At 53.3% G+C, this 1822-nt stretch carries 1 protein-coding gene; it reads left to right on the top strand.

Translation table 11 applies throughout. The features are described from left to right. Positions 1-1822: tail fiber domain-containing protein (locus GYA94_RS26480; protein ID WP_174824216.1), on the top strand; the 1822-nt coding region annotated here is incomplete at both ends.

The following is a 1822-nucleotide window of genomic DNA, read 5'->3' as shown; positions in this document are numbered from 1 at the left end:
GTCTGCTAACGACAGCCTGCAGGCGATCTCGGACATCAAAGATAATACCGATACTGCCAAAGGTGCGGCGCTGGTCGGGTTCGACGAGGAAACGGTTCAATCAGCATTGCGTAAGACAAAATCTCTGCCGGATTATGCAGCCCTGCGCGCCTATTCTGGAATTGCGACAAATCTTCGCATCACTGCAACCGGTTTAGCAGGCCAGTTCACACGTCTCCCAGATCCCGTGGCTGACAACGGATGCACCATTATCACAGATGCAGCCGGTCGATCGTGGAAGCGCGAATATGTTGGTCCAGTCAACGTCTTGATGGCCGGCGCAAAAGGTGATGGTGTAGCAGGAGAAACAGCCGCTTTCAGTATCGCTGCTAAGTGTGCTGCTGCCAGTGTCATAAACACAATCTCCGCAAATAATGCCAAGACATGCGAAGTGTTTGTCCCTGCAGGCACTTATCGTTTGGAGTCCATCGTCGACACGAACTACACCGACGTGGTGTTCCTGCTCGACGCGGGCGCAAAGATTATCAACCCAGCTAATCTGAACGGAAAGGCGGTACGCGCTGGCGTGCGTATTACACATCAGGTGCAGGGCGGGACCGGCGATGGGGCCACCGCCTTTTCGATCAGCTCCAATACTGGCACTGGCGAGAAATCTCCGCTTTTAAATGGCTTTTCAACTGGTCAGGCAGCCGCTAACTACGCGGACAGCGTAAGCAAGATACCTTTCCGTGACGTAGCCGCCCTTTATGCCGATAGCTCAAGCATCAGCGAGCTCATCAATTCAGACAACGTTACATATACGTCAAACGGAGTTGTAGTAACTGGACTTCCCGCAGAGTATTACACTAAACGCCTACGCAGAGGCATGGTGATTGACACCAAGCACGCGCAACCGTGGACGGGGATTATTGACAGCTTCGTGATCGATTCTGCAAACAACCAGGCAACATTTGTTCTCGTTGACGGGTGGTGGCAGTACGGCTCCTCAGCTGCAGGTGTGCCTGTCGCAGGTAGCGGGCTATACGTTAATCGCACCACCAAGCTATTTGCGATGAACTCTAATACTTTTCTCAATAGCGCCATCGGCACTGATATGGCGGCTGGCTATGAGCTTGGTACTTATAACAACCGACAGGACGCAAGCCAGCTTGGCGATCTATCGAGACATGTCTGGGGCTATGACAGCACCTCTGGCGGAACCTACAAAGGTCAGGCTGCCTTCATTGCTCGAGGAAAATGGCTGAACGGTTACGTCTCTCGTGGTGCCGACCGCCATTTTGTGGCCACTGACGCAAACTGGAAAACCACGTTCGCGGTACTCGGTAATGGAAGTATTGAAGCTGGGTCCGTTGCCACTGCTGGCTCATGGTGGCTGGACATCCATACTTCGGGTAACGACAACGACTATGACTCTCGCGTCCTCGGAAGCGGCGGCGGAGCTGCAGCGGGCGGTGGAAATATTGGTTTCTATGCGGCCAATATACTGGCTTACGGGACCTTACGCCCAGGCGTAGACAACAGCACATCTTGCGGAACTGCTGCATACCGTTTCACGCAGTTTTTCGCTGCTACCGCTACCATTGGAACCTCCGACGAGTCTCTCAAACAGGACATCGCGGCAATCCCGGATCTTGTGCTCGACGCTTGGAGCCAAGTCGATTATCAGCAGTACCGGTTCAGAGAGTCGGTGGCTGAAAAAGGAAAAAAAGCGAGACTCCATGTGGGCGTTATAGCTCAGCGCGTCAGGAAAGCCTTCGAGGAGCGCGGTTTGGACCCATTTTCCTACGGCATTCTTTGCTTTGATGAATGTAACCGCTCCATA

This window comes from Pseudomonas juntendi (assembly GCF_009932375.1).
Lineage (GTDB): Bacteria > Pseudomonadota > Gammaproteobacteria > Pseudomonadales > Pseudomonadaceae > Aquipseudomonas > Aquipseudomonas juntendi.
Note: the sequence above shows the minus strand (reverse complement) of the source record. Positions and strands in the feature narration are given on the sequence as shown.